We start from the raw sequence: 17,535 nt of genomic DNA, 5'->3' as shown, positions 1-17,535 counted from the left end.
CGGAATTTGCGACACACCAGCAAGGCGTAGGAAAAAAGTCATTTGACGGCACAAAATAGGTATGTATACCTATAATCTAGGTAGTTCATCCTAAGGGTATAGCCTCACGTCGCCAACCGATCCGTATTGCACAGTAGACCCGTCACCCGCCCAGAGACGCGGCCCGTTAATGGCACGCAATCGGTTGGCCTTGTCGATGGCCCCGCGAACGCTTGGAGTATTCAGCCGTGACCAGCGAGATCTATTATCATCCCTATCATAATCGCGATCGCCTCGTGCACATTCTCGATCACGACCTGAGTACCTGCGAGGGGCTCAGCGTGCTGTTCAGACTTGAAGGGTTTCAGACAGTATTCTCGCAGACGACCGAACAATTCTATCCGGCGATCGAGCGACGGCGGCCCGATATCGTCATCCTCAACGGCCGGCTTGGGCCTGCCGATGGCCTCGAGGTGCTGCGAACGGTCCGCGCGCAGCGGGGCGGCACGCCGGTCTTCGTACTCGTGGATCGCGACAGTCTCGACATCGCAATCCAGGCGATGAAGTACGGCGCGGCAGATGTCATCACTCGCCCCATCGATACCGAGCGCCTTCTACGCGCGGTGCGCGACTGCCTGCGCCGGGACGTGCATATCGGGCCGCTCGTGAGCGGGGTGCGGCCGGTGGAGGTGCGCGGCTTCAACCAGCTGACCCCGCGCGAGCGCGAGGTGCTGCAATTGATCACCAATGGCGAATCCAACAAGGAGGCTGGCCGCAAGCTCGGCATTTCCCCCCGCACCATCGAGGTGCATCGCGCCCGGGTGATGGAAAAGCTCGGCGCCCGCAACACCGCCGATTTGCTGCGCATCGTGCTGACCAGTTGAGGCGGATGGCGGGGTGCGATTGGGCGGGGCGCCGGCAGTGCTGTGAGGCGCAATGCATGCCGGCCCATCGATCAGCCGGGAGCTGGGCCAACCGGCCTTAACCGATTCAGCGAACCTGTGAAGGCCAAGGGATGTCCGAGGACATGAAGGGTCGCTCGAAGGCGACCCCGATCGAGGCTCAGCCGCCCAGGCTCGGCAGGGTCAGGTCGCCCGAGGTCAGCTTCATCGCGGTAATGGCGGCATCGGCCTTTTCGCGCGGCAGCTCGAGGCTCGTCCACACGCTGACCAGCGCGTGGCGGAGCTCGAAGATCATCTCGTCGGTATGCAGCGGGGTCGGGGTGATGCGCAGCCGCTCGGTGCCCTTGGGCACGGTGGGGTAGTTGATCGGCTGGATATAGATGTTGTGCTTGTCGAGCAGCATGTCGCTGGCAGCCTTCACCGCCCGCGCATCGCCCACGATCAGCGGCACGATATGGGTCTCGGTATCCATGACCGGCAGCCCGGCATCGGCCAGGATGGCCTTGGTGAGCCGCGCCTGGCGCTGATGCAGCACCCGCTCCTGCCCATTGCCCTTGAGGTGTTCGATCGAGGCGCGCGCCGCCGCGCACAGCGCCGGGGGCAGGGCGGTGGTGAAAATGAATTCGGGCGCATAGGACCGCACGGCATCGATAATGGCGCGATTGGCGCTGATATAGCCGCCCATCACGCCAAAGCCCTTGGCCAGCGTGCCCTCGATGATGTCGATCCGGTCCATCAGGCCGTCGCGCTCGGCAATGCCGCCGCCGCGCGGACCATACATGCCCACGGCATGGACTTCGTCGATATAGGTGAGGGCGCCGAACTCGTCGGCCAGGTCGCAGATCTCCTTGATGGGGGCGACATCGCCATCCATCGAGTAGACCGATTCGAACACGATCAGCTTAGGCCGCTTGCGATCGGTGGCTGCCAGCAATTCGCGCAGATGCGTCACGTCATTGTGGCGGAAGATGTGCTTCTGCATGCCCGAGAGGCGCACGCCGGCGATCATCGAGGCGTGGTTGAGCTGGTCCGAGAAGATCACGCAATCGGGCAGCAGGCGGGCAATGGTCGAAATCGCCGCCTCGTTGGAAACGAAGCCGGAGGTGAAGACCAGCGCCGATTCCTTGCGGTGCAGGTCGGCGAGCGAACGCTCGAGCTCGACAAGCGGCCGGTTGGTGCCCGAGATGTTGCGCGTGCCGCCGGCGCCGACGCCCAGCTTGCCCGCCGCATCCTGCATCGCGGCGATCACCTTGTCGTTCTGGCCCATGCCAAGATAGTCGTTGGAGCACCAGATGGTGATCTCGCGCGCATTGTCCGATGCGTCGCGATAGATGGCACGGGGAAAACTGCCGGCAATGCGCTCGAGATCGGCAAAGACGCGATAGCGCTTTTCCTGCCGCAGCGCGTCTACGGCATCCTCGAAATAGCCGCGATAGTCCATGATAAGGCCTGACCTTTCGTTCGCCCGCCGGCTTGCCCAGCCTGCAGGCGAGGGGAACCTATTCCTCCGGGCAGCGCCATGACATAGGTCAATTCGCCGCGCGCGCAGGCACCTTCAAGTCATTGAATCACAAGGGTAGCGACCTCAGACGTTAGAACCATCCTAATGATCATCGGGCCGCCTGCCAAGAAAGGCGGGCAAAAAATCGTCGTGAAGGGGCGTGCGCCAACATCCCGTTCACCCTTTGCAACCTCGGCCCTTGCGGCGAATTCCGCATCGAGCGCAGATGCGCTAGAGTGAACCCAAGGCAACGCTGACGTGAAGCGTTTCGGCAACGACCTGAAAGCATTGCTGCCGGGTTGATTGACCGCCGCGCCGGCTGCACTTTAATGACCGGCTGAGGGAACAAGGAAGGGGATACGCGTGAAGAGCTTTTCATCGACCAGCTTTGCCAGCGACCAGGCCGAACTGCTTGCCATCGCCCAGGCCGCCGTCAGCCGCAACCCCCAGGCGCTGTTCACGGACTTCCAGTGGTTCCTCTACAAGGGCAGCGATACGGTCTTTTACACGGCCTTCTCGCGCCAGGGCTTCGACAAGGAGTCCGTGAGCAATCTCGTTGCCGAAATGGTGACACTGGCGCCCCAGCTCACACATGGTTTCGTGGGCGCCAAGCCCGGCCAGCCATTCCCCAAGCATGTCCTCGATGCGATCACCTCGGTCGAGACGGTGGAAAGCTTCGACGGCTATCCCGACAAATGGCTCAGCAAGTCCGAAGACATTTTCGAGCGCAATGACCTGCCGCTGTTCCGGGTGATGGTGGCCGTCCGCCGCGATGGCGCCGATGAGCAGGGGCGCGTCAGCTGCATCCAGGTGCGGTCGAGCCATGCCCTGCTCGAGGGCTCGGATTCGGCGCTCCTGACGCGGTCGCAGTCGGCCAGCCACGGGGTTATGTCCGACAAGTCCAACAAGATCGATTTCGGCTCCCGCTTCAAGAGCACGCTGCGGGGATGGATGACGGCAATCATCTATATCACGCTGGGCAATCTGCTCGCCCCGCCGGAAAAGCCCTGGGGCTTCCGCACACTGGCACTGGGTCGCCACCGTCTGCGCCGCCTGGCCAACAGGCTGGGCGTGCGTCAGCGCTCGCTGATGTTCGCGCTCGTCACCCACGCCCTCAATGGCGAGGGCGAGGACCGGCATATGAGCAAGAAGGTCATCGGCGCCGCCTACACGATGCTCGATACCAAGCGCAACAATGCCGATGACGATTTCTTCCGCGTGCGCGCGCTCGAGGCCAAGTTCCAGGTGCTCGATGATTTCGTCGCCTATGTGCGCAAGGTCGACGAGACGGTCGGACAGATCGAGCAGAAGGACATCACCAAGTTCCAGGTGACGATCAACGCGATGTTCCGCGCGCTGCGCAGCATCAATCGCATCATCCCCGCCCTGCCCAACAAGCGCTTCTGGCGCTTCAATGCCGGCATGCATATCGTTTTGACCCTGGTGCCGCCGCACCGCACCTATGGGCCCATCACCCATGGCATGATCGAGCCGATCTATTGCGGCGCGTGGCATTCGGCGGCCAATATCTGCACCTTCTGCCCGGGCCGCGATTATGTGACGCTGAGCTTTTCCATGGAAACGCGACACATCGACAATGTCGGAAAGATCGAGGCCCTGCTCGATCGTGTCGAGGCCATGGACATTCCGCCCGCTCCCGCAGTGCCGGCCATCGGCTGAAGTGCCGAAACGCCAAGGCGTCAGCAGTGATATGACCATGCCCCGGGAGGCAGCACCCTCATGACTGAAGCCAGCTTCGGCCGCTATCCGAGCCTCGAAGGCATGCCGGTGGTGATCTCGGGCGGTGCTTCCGGGATTGGCGAGGCACTCGTGCGCGCCTTTGCCGGCCAGGGCGCCAAGGTCGGCTTCGTCGATATCGCGCGGGAGGCCGGCGAGCGACTGGCCGAGGAGCTCAATGCCGCAGGCGGCACGGTTGCCTTCACGCCCTGCGACATCACCGACATTCCGGCCTATATGGCGGCCATCGCGGGCTTCGCGGACAGGCATGGCGCCGCCGGCGTGCTCGTCAACAATGCCGCCAATGACCAGCGCCATGACTGGCAGGAGGTCGACGAGGCCTATTGGGACAGCCGGGTCAACGTCAACCTCAAGCATTACTTCTTTGCCATCAAGGCGGTAGCGCCGGCCATGATCGCGGCGAGGCGCGGCTCGATCATCAATTTCGGCTCGATCTCGTGGATGATCATGAGCCCCAGGCTGCCCGTCTACGAGGCTGCCAAGGCCGCGGCCCATGGGCTGACGCGCGGCATGGCGCGGGAACTGGGGCCCCATGGCGTGCGCGTCAACACGCTTGTGCCGGGCTGGGTGATGACGCAGCGCCAGCTCGACCTCTGGGTCGACGAGGTCGGCAATGCCGCCATGGATGCCAACCAGGCGCTGGCCGGCCGCGTCTATCCCGACGACATCGCGCGGATGGCGCTGTTTCTGGCCGCCGACGATTCCCGCATGGTTTCGGCGCAGAATTTCGTGGTGGATGCCGGCTGGGCAAACGGATAATCGTTGCAGCCCAAGCTGTGGCCCGGTGAACACGCGGCCATCAACATGCTGCCGCATTCAGCCTTAACAAGCGGCGAAATCGTTCAGAGGTCTCGCAACATGAAGTCCAACGTCATTGTCGCCGGCATCGCCGCGCTCTCGCTTGCTGCCTGCACCACCACAAACCCCTATACCGGGCAGGGGCAACTGACCAATACGGCGGGCGGCGGCCTGATCGGCGCGGGCGGTGGTGCTATCGCTGGCGCGGTGATCGGCGCGGCGACGGGTACCGATCCGCGCATCGCCGCGCTCATCGGCGCAGGCGTGGGCGGGCTCACGGGCGCTGCCATCGGCTCCTATATGGACCAGCAGGAAGCCGAATTGCGCGCCCAGCTGCAGGGCACGGGCGTGTCCGTCACCCGCGTGGGCGACCAGATCATCCTCAACATGCCCTCCAACATCACCTTCGCCACCGATTCCTCGGCGGTGCAGCCGCAGTTCAGCGAGACGCTGATTTCGGTCGGGCTGGTGCTGCGCAAGTTCAACCGCACGGTTGTCGACGTCTATGGCTATACCGACTCCACCGGATCGGACAGCTACAATCTCGACCTCTCGCAGCGTCGTGCCGTGGCCGTTGCGACGGTGCTGCGCACGCAGGGCATCGATGAGCGGCGCTTCTATATCGAGGGTCGCGGCAAGGCCAACCCGATCGCCTCCAACGCCACCGAAGCCGGCCGGGGCCAGAACCGCCGTGTCGAGATCCAGCTGTCGCCCATCCGCGGCTGATAGCTTTAAGCGCTGGCGCCTATGCAAAGAGCGGCCCTTGGCCGCTCTTTTTGTTTTGCAGGATGTCGGTCCGACCGCGTCAGGGGCTCTGAGGTGCCGGCGCCGAGGCCGGCGTGCCCGGCACGACGTCGGTATTGGCCGGCCCGCCGGCCATCAGCTGCAACACCAGCAGCATGGCCACGACGATCCCCAGGCCGATAAGGCTCAGCCGCCACCATTTCGAGGGGCCGGTCCGCGCCGCGGCGCGCGGCTCCGGTGCTTCGGCGGGAACGACGATCTCGTCCTGAGGGGGCGGCACCGCAGCGCCGGTCTCATCGACCAGATGATCGACGGCGATGCCGGGGGTGCGGGCTCGGTCGGCGGGCGTGATGCTGGGGTCGATGGCCATCAGAACCGCCCTCCGGCCATCTTTCGGGCGGGCTCGGACGTTGTGAGCCGATCGGTTTTTCCAGTCGCGGCCATCTGGCGAAGCTCGCCGAGGGCTTTGTCGATATCAGCAGTACCGAACTCGGCCGCGCCATCAGCCACATCGCCGCCCAGCTGGAGCCGGATGTCCTCGAGCAACTCGATCTTTTCGCGCACGGTCAGCGCGTTGTGCTGCACGATCGCCTTGGGCGAAAGGTCGATGGCCCGGCGCGGAACGGCTATTGCGCTCTTTTGGGGCTCCTGCATCGTCGTCTTCCTCTGCCAATCACTGTCTTTGTGTTTGGCAGAGTAATGAGAGGGGAGCCCTCGGGGTTCCCCGTCTCAGCTTCGATGCGGCGAGTCGTCAGGTGTAGACGAGGATCGGAGCGCCCACCGGGGTACGATTGTAGAGATCGATGATGTCGTGGTGCAGGAAGCGCACGCAGCCGCTCGAGACCGCCTCGCCGATCGACCAGACCTCGCCGGTGCCATGCAGGCGATAGATGGTGTCGCGGCCGTTGCGGTAGATATAGAGCGCGCGGGCGCCGAGCGGATTTTCAAGCCCGCCGGGCATGCCATTGGCAAACTCGGCCACTTCGGGCTGGCGCTCGATCATCTCGCGGGGCGGCGTCCAGGTCGGCCAGGCCGCCTTGCGCGCGATGTCCGCACGGCCCTGCCAGGTGAACCCGTCGCGGCCGATACCGACGCCATAGCGGATCGCCCGCCCGCCCTCCTGGACCAGATAGGCATAGCGCGCGCCGGTATCGACGACGATGGTGCCGGGGCGCTCCCCGGTCGGGTCGGCCACCTCAGCCCGGAAATGCGAGGGCTTGAGCTGGGTGAGATCGATGGCCGGCACCGGGAACTTTTCGTTCGGCAGCGGGCCATACATCTGCAGGTAATAATCGGAAAACTGGGGGGCAGCCTGCGCGATACGGCGGCTGCCGCCCGAAACGGCGCAGCCGGACAAGGCAAGTCCGGCAAGGCTGGCCGCGCCGGCAAGAAAGGCGCGGCGGGATGTCTGGGCGGTGGCAGGCATCAATGGGTCTCGTTCAATAGGCATGATGACGGACTGCGACGACACGGCGCGCTTCCCCAATGCTGCCGTTCGTTCAGGGTTCCGGTGTAACGCACACCGATTAAGACAAAGTGCGCAACTGTATCTATTTGGCCGATGCCGGGCGCTGCGCACGCGCTCCGGGGCGTCGTTCATCCAGCACTTCGTCAATCATTGTGGTCAAGGCAAGGCGAGCGGCCGTGCCCGAGGCGGAGCGTGGCAAAGACGCATCAATCGAGGCAACCGACGGATGTGCCCAAGTCCGGATCAGCGGGCAGGGCGAGGATGATGCTCGTCCTAATGGCGATTGGCCTCAGAACCGATAGCCCAGCGAGACGCCGAAATTGTTGATGCCGTCATTGGGTGCATCCCCGCACAGGAGCGCGTGCGAGACATGCTGGAGCCTGGCGATCACAGACCAGTTCGGGTCGATTTCGGCGCCCGCCGACAAAGACCAATGGACGAGCGGATTGCACCCCACATTGCGGTAGGGCGCGGTGGCGCCTTCGAGCGCGGCGTCATGGATGCCGATGCCCCAGCCCATCTCCAGAAACAGCGGGGTCTCGAAGACCGGCACGTGCCAGTTGAGCCCGGCATGGGCGACGCTCTCGCGGCCGCGCAGGTTGAGCACGCCGCCCAACTCGATGCGCGGCGACCCCAGCCACTGGAATGCCGCGATATCGGGCAGCCGGAACAGCGCCTCGAAGGTCACCGTATCGAGATTGGAGATATCGAAGCTCGATACCTCCGGCACGAAGATCGAATAGGGGATGAGCTCAACCGAGGAGATGGCGCCGCCCACCCGCACCTCTTCGAGCGGTAATAGCCATTGCGCGGCATCCTGCGCTATTGCCGCCCCGGAGAGTGCGGTCGAGGCCATCATGGCGATGCAGGCGATGATGGACTTCATGGCAATCGGGCCCCCGCCGAAATCGATGCTTCACTCTGCCGAACCGGCCTTGGCCGGCAAGGGGCAGGGGCCCTGACTTTACGTATTAAGTCTGCCTGTTGCAGACTTGCATTGGCCGGCCCGCAGCCGGCGCGATGTGACCGCGTGTGAACGCTTCGCCTCCGCTCAGTTGATGGTGATGATGCCGTTGACGGCGCGGTATTCGGACGGGCGGATCAGCCGCTGATGGGCCACGCGCACCGAATGCAGCGGGCCCTCCAGTTCCCGCGCCCAGAAATCGAGGAATTTTTTCAGCACCGGGAAGTCCGGAGCCATATCGTAATTCTGCCAGAGATAGGTCTGCAGCAGGCTGGGCGTATCGGGCAGGCGATAATGGATTTCCGCCGTGGTCAATCCATAGCCCTTGAGCTGGCGGATGAAGTCGTGGTCCATGAGGCACTCCATGCAGGAAAGCGCCTTGCAGGCGGTCGCGCCGCCCAGGCAAAGCAGCACCTGCACTATGGCTTCGACGCGATGCGATGTGAAATCAGCACTCCGGCGCGGCGAGTAGCAGAGGAACCTGGGGGTCGACGCGGCGTTTTCCCCAACACGCCAAGGGAGATGCCGATGTCCAATCCGCCGATCGAACCCTTCCCCGGTCCGGTGACAGTTCCCGAACCCGGCCCTCTGCCGCCCGGGCCCTCGCCGGCACCCGATCCCCAGCCTGTGCCGGAACCCTTTCCCGAGCCGTTTCCCACGCCCGTCGAACCGCCGGGGCCTGACCTGCCTCCGCCCGTCGAGCCCTTTCCCGACAGCGATCAGCCGCTGGTCGCCTGAGCCGGGGTGGCGGCGTCCGAAAGTCGATCGAGCGCCGTCATCAGCATGCGCTGCTCGTCGGGCCGCGTGAAGAGAAAGGCCGAGGGACTATCCGCCACCATCGCCTCGGGTCCCGCGGCAGGGTATCCGTCGCGCCGCAGGGATATGACCTGCGTCGGCGCGGTGATCGCCGGCAGCACCTGGGTAATATCGTAGACGCGGTTGCCGGCCTGTTCCTTGCCCAGCACGAGGGCAGGGTCGAAGGCCGGCTTCCAGCCTTCGCCGTCAGCGATGAGGCGTCCTTTGGCCAGATTGACGGCGTGGCCGGGATCGGCGCCCCTGAAGCGGCAGCCCGCCAGAACATGGTCGATGCCGGCCGCCTGGGTGGAGAACCGCAGGCCTGCATCCCGCGCGGCCTCGACCAGTTCCTCATCCTCACCCAGATGCCATGACAGGGGCACTCCGCAAAGCACCACCCCCTTGACCATGGGCAGTGTCGCCATGGTGAAGGTCAGGGCGATGATCACCCCGCCCCAGCCGATGCCGGCCAAGATGACCGGCCTGTCGGCAAACCGGTTTATGAGGGCAACCAGCGCGCGCCCATGGGTTGAGAAGCGGTAATGCGCGGGGTTGTCGAACCACACGCTGCGGCCGCGGCCCGGCATGTCGGGACAAAGCACGCGATAGCCAGCCCGTGCGAGAGGGCCGGCAACCGCATCGAAATCGCGCCCGTTGCCGGCAAAGCCATGCACCATGATCAGCGTGGTGTGCATCTGCGCGGCCTCGAACACACCCACTGACAGCGTGGCGAAGCTGCCGCCGAGCGGCACGAGGATATCCTCGCGCGTTGCTGAGACCGGTCCGGTCAAACAGCGCCCCCGGCACGGCGGGCCGCCACTGCCTCCTCGAGCAGTTTGACGATGCCGGGAAGGCGCCGCGCGGGATCATGGTCGGCCCAGCGCGCGAGCGCGGCCTTACGGTAATGGTCGTATTCAGTTGCATCGGTGAGCAGCGCCCGCAACGCCTCGACCCAGGGGATCGCCTCGCTGATCGGGGGGATGAGCCAGTGATTGCGCACCAGCGGTTCGGGCGGGGGAATGACGATCGCCGCCTCACCCGCCAGTTCGGCAACGCCGCCGCGATCGGTGGTAACGAGCGGAATGCCGAGCGCGCAGGCCTCCACCACCACGCGCGGTCCGCTGTCATGCCAGAGCGAGGGCACGAGCAGCACCTTGGTCGCGCCAAAGACGGCGCCCATGTCGCGCTGCAGCCCTACACGCCTGAGATTGGGGAAGTGCCCGAACGGCATGTTGGTGCGCTCGGACACTTCTTCCAGCGTCTTGCGGCTTTCGACCACGAGGAACTTCGCCTCGGGAAGCGTCTCGGTCGCAAGTTCGAGGATGCGATAGAACAGCGTCACGCCCTTTTCGGCGCTCGGATTGATGAAGGTCACATAGCTGCGCTCGCCGCTGCGCGCCGGGATCGCCGGCGGCTCGATGAACTTGCCGATCACCTTGGGGTCGAAGTCGAACCGCTCGCGATAGAGCTGGCGCGTTGCCTCGGTATCGGTGAACACGAGGTCGACATGCTCGAAATTGCGTTCATCCTTGTAGCTTGGATTGACGAGGTAAAAGACCGTCGCGATGCCACGCTCCCGGGCGACCTTGAGCAATGTCCGCTCATAGCGCCGGTTGCCGTAGAGCATGAGGATGTCCGGCTTGTAGGCATCGAGCACCGCCAGCGCCCGGTTGAGCAGCAATTGCTCGTGCGCCAGCGGAAAATCCTGCTGCCGCATGCCCGGCACGAACTCGATATAGTGGGAGACGGCCTCGTCCATGCCCAGCCAGAGAGTCTGGGGCATGCCCGGCTCCTGCACCGGCAGGGCCCCTGTCGCCCCGATATTGTCGAGCGCCGAGCCGGGCGCCGGACGATCATAGATCGAAGCCGAGAAGGATCGGCATTCGACGCCCTGTCGCGCCAGCATGCGCAAAAAGGTGCGGATGCTGATCGCAGCGCCATTGCTGGCATCGAGGGTGCAGTTGATGGCACTGAACAGCAGCCGCATGGCAATATCCTGGTGGTCAGGCCGCAGGGGACAGCGAAAAGCGGTGGCCGCCTTTTCGCCTGAGGCTGGCCTGGTAGTCGAACAGCATGGGTCCGGCGGGTGGCGGGTCGATCTGCAGCCGATCAAGCATCAGCGCAATGGCCGTGGTCAACTCGATATTGGCGATGCGCGCGCCCCCGCACACCCGCCGGCCGAGACCAAAGGGAATGAACTGCCCATCGCGGTCGCGCGGCCCGTCGGCGGAATGGCGTGTCAGCGAGACGCGTCTCGGCTCGGGAAAAATGCGCGGATCGTGATGAAGCCCGACGATGGAAACGAGAACGATCTGCCCGGGCGAGACGGGAATATCGCCGATCCGGTCGTCCACGAGGGCCTTTCGTCCCAGGATCGGGATGGGCGGGAAGATCCGCAGCACCTCGTCCTGAAACGCCATCACCTGCGGCATCAGGGCCAGCGTCCGCGCACTGGGCGGGGCGCCATCGAGCGCCTGTCGCACCTCATCGCGCAGCTTGCGCTGCAGGTTTGGGGCGCCTGCAAGAAGCCACATCGCCCAGCCCATCGCCGCAGCCGAAGTGTCGAAGCCGGCAAAAAGCAGGCTCGAGACTTCGCCCAGCAGGTCGGCCTCACCCCGCCGCGACGCCGCCGCGAGGTCGGACAGGACCGACGCGCCGCCAACCTCGCCCTGGCGGGCCACAAGCCGGTCGAGGCCCGCCCCGATCCGCGATCGCGCGTCCAGCGCCCTTTCAAGTGCATCGTCGAAGCCTGCTGGCTGGCGGGCCCCGGGCACGTTCCAGGCGATCCGCGACGCGTAGCTGAGGATGTTGCGGAAATCGGCGAAGAGGCTCGGCGAAAGATCATCCGGACCGAAGCCGAACGTCACATCGGCCACGACGGAGGCTGCGGCGCGATTGAGAGCCTCGTCGACCTCCACCGCGTCCGCCGGGGGGGCGCCGAGGAGCCCATCTAGAGCCGCGCCGACATGCCGGGTGGTGGAGTGAACGATGCGATCGGCCGGCGCGGCGGTGATGTAGGGCTGCGACAGTTTCTGAAGCCGCCGCCAGTCCGGTTCGTCCGCCGTCAGCCGGCTCTCGCCGAAAAATCCGAGAAAGGCGCCGAAATGCTTGCCATAGGCTTCGGAGTTAAGGTGCAGGACGTGGCGCGCCGATGCTGCATCCTGGATCAGCAGCAGGGTGACGCGATCCCCCAGCTGCATGGCCACGGGTTGGCCTGGAAAACGCTGGGCCAGCTCGAACAGCACGCCGCAGGGATTGTCCCGCCATGCGCTCGCGAGAGGACCGGTGAAGAAATCGAGGGTGATCATGGTGCGATCAATAGCACGGGCCGCGCCCTCGCGGACGCGGCCCGTTGCAACATCAATCCATCCGCAATCAGAACGAGGACTGGAACTTCAGGAACGGACCATGCACCAGCTTGTTGCTGTCCGATGCATCGAAATCATCGGTGGCCCCGACATTGTAGAGGCTCTTGGCCTGGTAGCCGAAGGTCAGCGTCGAACTCTGGTCGAGATAATAGTCGACGCCAGCCGAAGCCTCGACCCCGAGCACGATCTTGTCGACTGTAGACACTTGGCTGGTGATCGGGAGAACGCCAGGGAAGCTCGAGCCCGAGGAGACCGACGGCTCCTGCACGCCGCCACTGATGGTCCCGGAATAGGAGCTACCTTCGCCAGCAGCATTGAAGGTGGTGGTGTTGGTCTGGCGTCCAAAGACCGCCGATCCGGCGAGCGATCCGGAAAGCCCGAAACCGTTGCCGAAAGCCTTCGATCCACTCACGCCGATTCGCGGACCCGCTCCAAAGAACTCGGACCGCAAGCCGACATTGCCGCCTATGATATATTCGCCGCCGCTGTAGGTGCCGTTGCCGGATGTATTGAAACTGCCATTCTCACCGCTTGCGCCCAAAATTCCGGCAAAATCGACGTTACGGTCAAAATGCAGAGCCTGAATGCCGGCAAACAGGCGAACATTCAGATCAGCATCGAGGACAGGACGGAAGCCGACGTCGAACTCCATCGTTTCAAAGCTGAAGTTCGAAACGCCGGTAATTTCAAATCCGCCGTCAAAGCCAGAATACGATCCCGAAACACCGGGCGTGTAGCTGCTGCTTCCCGAGAAGCTGCTGCCAGATCCAAAAGACTCGTATGTCGAATCGATCAATCGATTGACCGACGCACCGAACATGACGTCCCACTCACTGTTGAGACGCTTCCCGACGGTGACGCCAGCCGTATAGCCGAAATTGTCCGGGATCTCGGATTCGACAACCCCGATCCCGCTGACAGGACCGCCCTTGTCACCTTCCTTGTCGAGGAAAGCCTGGTCAGCCTTGCTGAGGAGCGCGCCGCCCTGCACGGAGAAGGTGTAGCCCTGATCCTGCGCCTGGGCCGGAACAGTGGCGACTGCCCCTGTGGCCAGTGCTGAAACTGAACCCATAAGAACTGTCTTGAGCCGCATTTTGGCCTCGAATCTGGACTGTGTCAGTCACCGGTATCGGTGCGTTTGCTTGGGCGCAACTGCATTCGGCCATTTTGAGCCGCATTCTGGCCGTCTGTGGCGCGCCCGCTACAAATACAGCGCTTATGCTTAAGCCTCCGTTGAGAAATTGAGCACCGAGGCCTTCTTGGGCCCGCGCACTTCTCCATCATAGCTGCGCTTGAAATAGACGCGGACGCCTTTGTTGAGCGCACGCGCGCCGCGCATCAACCGCATCGTGGCGCGCGGGTCGGAAACGGCCACAACCGTCAGCGCGGCTGCATCGTGTGCCTGACCATCCAGATGCTGCAACGGACCCTGATCCAAAGCCCAGAGTTCTGCGCTGACCGACGAGGTGTGGATCCACCCGGCATAGCCGACCATCTCCCTGCGCCCGTTCAGCGCCGCCAGATTATGGCCCCGTGCCAGTTGCTGGCGGATGATGCCGCCGAATTTTCCGAGCTCGAACCCGGCGAACGGCGCGACCCGTGAGAGATAGTCCATCACGAGCCCGAAGGCTTCGAAGGAGGAGGTGAGGCCGACCACGGTCAGATCGTCGGTGTCATTACTCTGCTGGGTCATCGCGGCATTTCCTTTTCGGGCAGAGATAGCGGCAGTCGGCAGGCGCGGCAATCGAGATGGCCAAGGCACCGGGCGGCTGCTAGGCAAGGCGCCGAGAACACGCCGAGGTCCGCATGGCTTTCCTGACTGAACCCGAGCCGTCCCGCGGGGTCTTCGAGGCTGTCGCCCCCGGGGTGAGCCGCATGGTTGCCGCCAATCCCGGCCTCATGACCTATCACGGCACCAACACTTATCTCATCAAAACCGATGGCGGGCGCTTCATCCTCGATCCCGGCCCGGCGCAGGACAGGCAGCATCTCGATGTCATCGCAAGGCTCGAGGATGTCGCGGGCATCATCGTTTCCCATCATCATGCCGACCATTTCGGCGCCGTCGAGGCGTTGCGTGCCGTCACCGGACTGCCCGTGTACGCCTTCGAGCGGTTTGCCGACGATGCCTTCCTGCCCGACATCCTGCTGCGGGATGGCGATCGGGTTGGCGGCCTCGAGGTGCTGCACACGCCGGGCCATGCCAGCGACCATCTCTGCCTCGCGCGCAACGATGGCCTGCTGTTTTCGGGCGACCATGTCATGGGCTGGAATAGCAGCATCGTGCCGCTGCCCGATGGCGACATGGGCGATTATTGCCGCAATCTGACGCGTCTGCTTGAGCGGGATGATCGGCTCTATCTGCCCGGCCATGGCCCCGCCATCATCGATCCGCAGCCGCATGTGCGGCGGCTGCTCGATCACCGGCTGAAACGCGAAGCCGAAATTCTGTCGGCCATCGCCAGCCAGCCGCAAGCCCCTGCCGATCTGTCCCGGCGCCTCTACGACAAGGCCGATCCCCATCTGGCACGGGCCGCCCTGCGCAATGTCGAGGCGCATCTCAAAAAGCTTGAAGGCGAGGGCCGGGCCCGGCGGGAGGGCGACATTTGGCGCGCGCTTTGAAGCGTTTCGCGGCGAACTGGCTGAGAGGCGGTGAACATCTCTAGAGCCGCGGCATCGGCACCACGATCTGCGGAATGACCACGGGCAGCTGGGGCGCCATGCCGCTCTCGCTCAGCGGCGAGGGCGCATCGCGCGCCGAGGGGCAGGTTCCGGTGCGGGGCACGGGGAGGGTGTCGCCGTTGGAATATCGGCAGTAGCGCTGCGTCTGCGCCCCGCCCGTCTCGCCATTGAGGAAATTCGTCCACGCAAATGCGGGCGTGCTGCACATCAGCATCATGGCGGCAAGAACTGTGCGCATCGTCTCTCTCCGGTGGCTCTTGCGCGTCACTACAGGATGATGATGGCGGAGTTTCGCCACGATCCCGGCGCGTCACGCGCTGGTGAGGTGCAGGATATTGCCGTCAGGGTCCTTGAACCACACCATCCTGAAGCCGCCGGCATCATGCACGCCATCGCGAAACCTCACGCCCTCCATCTCGTAGCGTTCGAACGTCACGCCGCGCGCCGCCAAGGCGGCCGCGATCGCTTCGATGTCCTCCCCGCAATCCCACACAACCGCATTGGCCCTGTTGGTGCCCGCAACGTCGGATGAATAGATCACGAGCCGCGTGCTGCCCGTCCGGTAGACCAGCACCCCCGGCATGGTCCCGGTCTCGCTCTCAAGCCCGAGCACCTCGCCATAAAAGCCCCGCGCCCTCTCGATATCGCTCACCGCGATGATCGCAGATGAACTTTTCTGCCTGAACGCATCCATTTTCATCTCCAACGCCGTGAAGGAGTACAACGCGGAGACGAGCGTTCGGTTTGCAGGAAGCGGAGCGAAATGGTGCTGTGAGAGAGGATTGAATTCCGCCTCTTTTCGAGCACGCCGTTGATTTTACTGCAAAATATCGCGCTTGTTTCTGCCGTTGTGTATCACCGTCGTGACTCAGCGGCAAGCGGTTGGAACGCTGGATGGCGATAACATGCAGGCTCGCAAGAACTCGTTCTGGACGGAAAACGTCACGGGAGCATGCTGAACCGCGAACTGTCCGCGCAAGGCCGGGTGCTTGATGATACGTCAAAGCGGCAGGGCAGGGCCCGCAAATCAGCACGGAAGGCGCTGGCGGCGCCCCCCGCTCTGTCATCGGGCAGTTCGGCTCAGAACTGGCCGGTGAGTCCGATCGTCGCCTTGTAGGACATCGCATCGCCAAAGGTCAGGATGGTGCTGCCAGTGGCGTTCGAGCTGTCAAAATCGGCGTCCGGGACGCCGACATCGTCTCCCGCGGTGTCGCTAACGGTCATGCCATTGCTTCCAGCAAAGCGGGCCGAGGCGACGCGCGACAGATATTCGGCGCCGAGACCGAAATTGAGCTGCAGCCGCTCACCGATATGGGCCGAGAACTTGCCGTCTGCCTTGGCGGTATAGGCAAAGCCGGTCTCGGGCTCGAGGTTGAGAGTGCTGAAAACGCTCTCGTCGGCCGCTGCACTGCCACCTGAAAGAGTGGCTTCGGTCTCGGATGCATAGTGCGAGGAGGCGTAGTAGGCGCCGCCGCCAACGCCCAGCGACAGGGTCGAGCCGCTCCACAGCGATACATCGATATTTCCGCCCACCACGCCGCCGGCATAATAGGTGTCGATGGTCTCGATCGTGTCGAGGCTGAACATGGCATATTCGAAGTCGGGCGCGTACTCGGCGAACTGGCGCGGCGTGACGGACGTCTGGGTCGTCGTCTCCGTGCTGAGATAGCGGAAGCTCGGTCCGGCATAGCCGGTGAATGCCACGTTGCCGCCGTCGGGCGAGGACGTCTGCGAGAAGGTGAGGTCGGCGCCGGAATGCACCATGTTCTGGGTCACGTCGGTCGAGACTTCCCAACCCAGCAATTCGCCATAGCCGACAAACATTGCGCCGTCAGTGGTGGCCAATGCACCCAGCGAGAAGGTCTGATAGTCGCCGATGACGCCGGCATAGGTGAACCCGTCGGGGCTGGACTCCACGTCCTGGACCGGGCCCAGGATGGTTGCGGCATTGGCAGTCGGAATGGCAACGCCGCCGCCCGCGGTCACGGTGGACTCGGCATCGCCGAGGTCGCCCACGCCGGTCCCCGTGGCAATGCCATCGAGATCCCAGGTGTACATGCCGATCGTGCCAACCGGCAGGGTCGGCCCGTGGATCACCAGCAGCCGCTCGTCGTCCAGTACCCGCGACTGGCTGCCACTGCGCGTGGCAAAGGCGCCAAAGCCCGAGACAGTGACGCCTGCGCCGCTGTCGTTGATCGGTGCGGAAAACTTGGCTGCGAGATTGCCGCCAAACAGCATGTCGTCGAGCCCCTCGAACAGCACTTCGTCGCCGTTCAGCCCGCCGATATTGGTGGTGCCGATGGTATCGGTACTGGGCATGCCGAATGCACTGACGCCGCCTTCGATCGTCAGCGAGAAGAGTGCCGGCTCCTCGAAGACAACTGTGGCCGGCATGACGGGCGCGGGGGTTATGGCGTCAGCCGCCGATACGGCAGTCGATAGCAGCAAGGCTGCGTTCATGCCCAAGAGGAGCGCGTGTGGCCGCATTGAAGTGGATCCCTGGTTATCTCGATATGGAAAGCCGCCGTAACCTGGGCGATCGCCAGAAAAATTCTGGAATCGATCTGCTTTGGTTT

20 protein-coding genes are annotated in these 17,535 nt (G+C 64.0%); 6 read left to right on the top strand and 14 right to left on the bottom strand.

The genetic code is table 11. The annotated features are described in order from the left end of the window. Positions 1-227 precede the first annotated feature (227 nt). Entirely contained in the window at positions 228-863 is a 636-nt protein-coding gene (locus BT183_RS16930) for a response regulator transcription factor (RefSeq protein ID WP_072346329.1), read from the top strand. A gap of 178 nt (positions 864-1,041) precedes the next feature. Here the strand turns inward: BT183_RS16930 and hemA are convergent, their stop codons facing one another. Then, positions 1,042-2,322 (bottom strand): 5-aminolevulinate synthase, encoded by a 1,281-nt coding sequence (gene hemA / locus BT183_RS16925; protein ID WP_072345689.1) that lies wholly within the window; start codon positions 2,320-2,322, stop codon positions 1,042-1,044. Between the two features lie 423 nt (positions 2,323-2,745). Between hemA and BT183_RS16920 the strand changes: the two genes are divergently transcribed. The 3 genes from BT183_RS16920 to BT183_RS16910 all read left to right on the top strand — a co-directional run bounded on the left by BT183_RS16920 (position 2,746) and on the right by BT183_RS16910 (position 5,664). Further along, entirely contained in the window at positions 2,746-4,062 is a 1,317-nt protein-coding gene (locus BT183_RS16920; RefSeq protein ID WP_072345687.1) for a hypothetical protein, read from the top strand. Positions 4,063-4,122: 60 nt separating this feature from the next. After that, positions 4,123-4,899 carry an SDR family NAD(P)-dependent oxidoreductase gene (locus BT183_RS16915; RefSeq protein ID WP_072345685.1) on the top strand — a complete coding sequence of 259 codons (777 nt, stop codon included), beginning with the start codon at positions 4,123-4,125 and terminating at the stop codon, positions 4,897-4,899. 99 nt (positions 4,900-4,998) lie between these two features. Continuing rightward, complete coding sequence (locus BT183_RS16910) at positions 4,999-5,664, top strand: YiaD family glycine zipper/OmpA-like lipoprotein (RefSeq protein ID WP_072345683.1); 666 nt, start codon at positions 4,999-5,001, stop codon at positions 5,662-5,664. 79 nt (positions 5,665-5,743) lie between these two features. Here BT183_RS16910 and BT183_RS16905 read toward each other — a convergent pair whose 3' ends face one another. The 5 genes from BT183_RS16905 to BT183_RS16885 all read right to left on the bottom strand — a co-directional run bounded on the left by BT183_RS16905 (position 5,744) and on the right by BT183_RS16885 (position 8,468). Beyond that, on the bottom strand, positions 5,744-6,052 hold the full coding sequence (locus BT183_RS16905) for a hypothetical protein (protein ID WP_072345681.1): 309 nt from the start codon (positions 6,050-6,052) through the stop codon (positions 5,744-5,746). Further along, a complete protein-coding gene (locus BT183_RS16900) occupies positions 6,052-6,336 on the bottom strand; it encodes a hypothetical protein (RefSeq protein WP_072345679.1) in 285 nt (94 codons plus the stop codon). Before BT183_RS16900 ends, BT183_RS16905 begins: the two co-directional genes overlap by 1 nt. Before the next feature lie 97 nt (positions 6,337-6,433). Continuing rightward, entirely contained in the window at positions 6,434-7,108 is a 675-nt protein-coding gene (locus BT183_RS16895) for a L,D-transpeptidase (protein WP_072345677.1), read from the bottom strand. Between the two features lie 331 nt (positions 7,109-7,439). Then, positions 7,440-8,036 carry an acyloxyacyl hydrolase gene (locus BT183_RS16890; protein WP_072345675.1) on the bottom strand — a complete coding sequence of 199 codons (597 nt, stop codon included), beginning with the start codon at positions 8,034-8,036 and terminating at the stop codon, positions 7,440-7,442. A gap of 165 nt (positions 8,037-8,201) precedes the next feature. After that, positions 8,202-8,468, bottom strand: coding sequence for an usg protein (locus BT183_RS16885; protein WP_244545367.1), 267 nt, complete (start codon positions 8,466-8,468; stop codon positions 8,202-8,204). Between the two features lie 174 nt (positions 8,469-8,642). On the opposite strand from BT183_RS16885, the gene BT183_RS16880 reads away from it, so the two are divergent. Next, entirely contained in the window at positions 8,643-8,852 is a 210-nt protein-coding gene (locus tag BT183_RS16880; protein WP_143145861.1) for a hypothetical protein, read from the top strand. Here BT183_RS16880 and BT183_RS16875 read toward each other — a convergent pair. The 5 genes from BT183_RS16875 to BT183_RS16855 all read right to left on the bottom strand — a co-directional run bounded on the left by BT183_RS16875 (position 8,834) and on the right by BT183_RS16855 (position 13,970). Continuing rightward, a complete protein-coding gene (locus BT183_RS16875) occupies positions 8,834-9,700 on the bottom strand; it encodes an alpha/beta fold hydrolase (RefSeq protein WP_143145860.1) in 867 nt (288 codons plus the stop codon). The genes BT183_RS16880 and BT183_RS16875 overlap by 19 nt on opposite strands. Further along, positions 9,697-10,896 (bottom strand): glycosyltransferase, encoded by a 1,200-nt coding sequence (locus BT183_RS16870; RefSeq protein ID WP_072345670.1) that lies wholly within the window; start codon positions 10,894-10,896, stop codon positions 9,697-9,699. The genes BT183_RS16875 and BT183_RS16870 overlap by 4 nt, the downstream gene beginning before the upstream one ends. A 16-nt stretch (positions 10,897-10,912) precedes the next feature. After that, positions 10,913-12,217: a cytochrome P450 gene (locus tag BT183_RS16865; protein ID WP_072345669.1), complete on the bottom strand. Its 1,305-nt coding sequence runs from the start codon at positions 12,215-12,217 to the stop codon at positions 10,913-10,915. Positions 12,218-12,284: 67 nt separating this feature from the next. Beyond that, positions 12,285-13,370, bottom strand: coding sequence for an Lpg1974 family pore-forming outer membrane protein (locus BT183_RS16860; protein WP_143145859.1), 1,086 nt, complete (start codon positions 13,368-13,370; stop codon positions 12,285-12,287). Between the two features lie 129 nt (positions 13,371-13,499). Further along, on the bottom strand, positions 13,500-13,970 hold the full coding sequence (locus BT183_RS16855; protein ID WP_072345667.1) for a hypothetical protein: 471 nt from the start codon (positions 13,968-13,970) through the stop codon (positions 13,500-13,502). Between the two features lie 113 nt (positions 13,971-14,083). Between BT183_RS16855 and BT183_RS16850 the strand changes: the two genes are divergently transcribed. Then, positions 14,084-14,899, top strand: coding sequence for an MBL fold metallo-hydrolase (locus BT183_RS16850; protein WP_072345666.1), 816 nt, complete (start codon positions 14,084-14,086; stop codon positions 14,897-14,899). 40 nt (positions 14,900-14,939) lie between these two features. Here BT183_RS16850 and BT183_RS16845 read toward each other — a convergent pair whose 3' ends face one another. The 3 genes from BT183_RS16845 to BT183_RS16835 all read right to left on the bottom strand — a co-directional run bounded on the left by BT183_RS16845 (position 14,940) and on the right by BT183_RS16835 (position 17,407). Further along, on the bottom strand, positions 14,940-15,197 hold the full coding sequence (locus tag BT183_RS16845; protein WP_072345665.1) for a hypothetical protein: 258 nt from the start codon (positions 15,195-15,197) through the stop codon (positions 14,940-14,942). Positions 15,198-15,269: 72 nt separating this feature from the next. Then, complete coding sequence (locus BT183_RS16840) at positions 15,270-15,653, bottom strand: VOC family protein (protein ID WP_072346325.1); 384 nt, start codon at positions 15,651-15,653, stop codon at positions 15,270-15,272. A gap of 386 nt (positions 15,654-16,039) precedes the next feature. Beyond that, entirely contained in the window at positions 16,040-17,407 is a 1,368-nt protein-coding gene (locus BT183_RS16835) for a hypothetical protein (protein ID WP_143145858.1), read from the bottom strand. Between the last annotated feature and the right edge of the window lie 128 nt (positions 17,408-17,535).

The organism is Devosia enhydra, assembly GCF_900119845.1.
GTDB lineage: Bacteria > Pseudomonadota > Alphaproteobacteria > Rhizobiales > Devosiaceae > FPKU01.
Note: the sequence above shows the minus strand (reverse complement) of the source record. Positions and strands in the feature narration are given on the sequence as shown.

Excerpts from the sequence above, each read along its gene's own strand:
- hemA (WP_072345689.1), bottom strand. The coding sequence starts at position 2,322 with ATGGACTATCGCGGCTATTTCGAGGATGCCGTAGACGCGCTGCGGCAG.
- BT183_RS16915 (WP_072345685.1), top strand. The coding sequence starts at position 4,123 with ATGACTGAAGCCAGCTTCGGCCGCTATCCGAGCCTCGAAGGCATGCCG.
- BT183_RS16910 (WP_072345683.1), top strand. The coding sequence starts at position 4,999 with ATGAAGTCCAACGTCATTGTCGCCGGCATCGCCGCGCTCTCGCTTGCT.
- BT183_RS16905 (WP_072345681.1), bottom strand. The coding sequence starts at position 6,052 with ATGGCCATCGACCCCAGCATCACGCCCGCCGACCGAGCCCGCACCCCC.
- BT183_RS16900 (WP_072345679.1), bottom strand. The coding sequence starts at position 6,336 with ATGCAGGAGCCCCAAAAGAGCGCAATAGCCGTTCCGCGCCGGGCCATC.
- BT183_RS16895 (WP_072345677.1), bottom strand. The coding sequence starts at position 7,108 with ATGCCTGCCACCGCCCAGACATCCCGCCGCGCCTTTCTTGCCGGCGCG.
- BT183_RS16890 (WP_072345675.1), bottom strand. The coding sequence starts at position 8,036 with ATGAAGTCCATCATCGCCTGCATCGCCATGATGGCCTCGACCGCACTC.
- BT183_RS16885 (WP_244545367.1), bottom strand. The coding sequence starts at position 8,468 with ATGGACCACGACTTCATCCGCCAGCTCAAGGGCTATGGATTGACCACG.
- BT183_RS16880 (WP_143145861.1), top strand. The coding sequence starts at position 8,643 with ATGTCCAATCCGCCGATCGAACCCTTCCCCGGTCCGGTGACAGTTCCC.
- BT183_RS16870 (WP_072345670.1), bottom strand. The coding sequence starts at position 10,896 with ATGCGGCTGCTGTTCAGTGCCATCAACTGCACCCTCGATGCCAGCAAT.
- BT183_RS16865 (WP_072345669.1), bottom strand. The coding sequence starts at position 12,217 with ATGATCACCCTCGATTTCTTCACCGGTCCTCTCGCGAGCGCATGGCGG.
- BT183_RS16860 (WP_143145859.1), bottom strand. The coding sequence starts at position 13,370 with ATGCGGCTCAAGACAGTTCTTATGGGTTCAGTTTCAGCACTGGCCACA.
- BT183_RS16855 (WP_072345667.1), bottom strand. The coding sequence starts at position 13,970 with ATGACCCAGCAGAGTAATGACACCGACGATCTGACCGTGGTCGGCCTC.
- BT183_RS16850 (WP_072345666.1), top strand. The coding sequence starts at position 14,084 with ATGGCTTTCCTGACTGAACCCGAGCCGTCCCGCGGGGTCTTCGAGGCT.
- BT183_RS16845 (WP_072345665.1), bottom strand. The coding sequence starts at position 15,197 with ATGCGCACAGTTCTTGCCGCCATGATGCTGATGTGCAGCACGCCCGCA.
- BT183_RS16840 (WP_072346325.1), bottom strand. The coding sequence starts at position 15,653 with ATGGATGCGTTCAGGCAGAAAAGTTCATCTGCGATCATCGCGGTGAGC.